Here is a 422-nt window from a genome sequence, read left to right on the forward strand (position 1 = left end):
ATGATGGGGGAGGATTTTCTGATGTAACCATTTTCATCATTCCAGCAGTTAGCACCCAGCGATAAGGCAACCCCACTACCACGGGGGAAATTTATGTTATACCATTGCGATTCATCCCATCTGAAAACAATATGTGGTTCATTACCATGGGTTTTTAAATTGATTCTGGTACCGCCCGTACGACATGAAATTTCATTAACTGCATCCAGATAACCGCCGATCGCCAGTCCACTTTGTATTGTTTGTATTCCCCCGTTAGATAAATCACGCACCACCGCATTCTCTGCCCGTACCACCGTTTGTGATAAGCCAAGACTTTCTACAAACTGTCTTTTGTTGGGGATATCAGCCCCGTTCTGATTTTTATCTAGCTTCCCGTCTACCGCCGCCTGCAATGCCCGTATCGATTTCAGCGACACCGT

Annotated in this window: 1 pseudogene; it reads right to left on the reverse strand. The window is 45.7% G+C overall.

From position 1 onward, the window contains the following. Positions 1-422, reverse strand: a pseudogene (locus tag FE392_RS19965) (hypothetical protein); the annotation flags it as partial.

The organism is Xenorhabdus santafensis, from assembly GCF_033949405.1.
GTDB classification, from domain to species: Bacteria; Pseudomonadota; Gammaproteobacteria; order Enterobacterales; family Enterobacteriaceae; genus Xenorhabdus; species Xenorhabdus santafensis.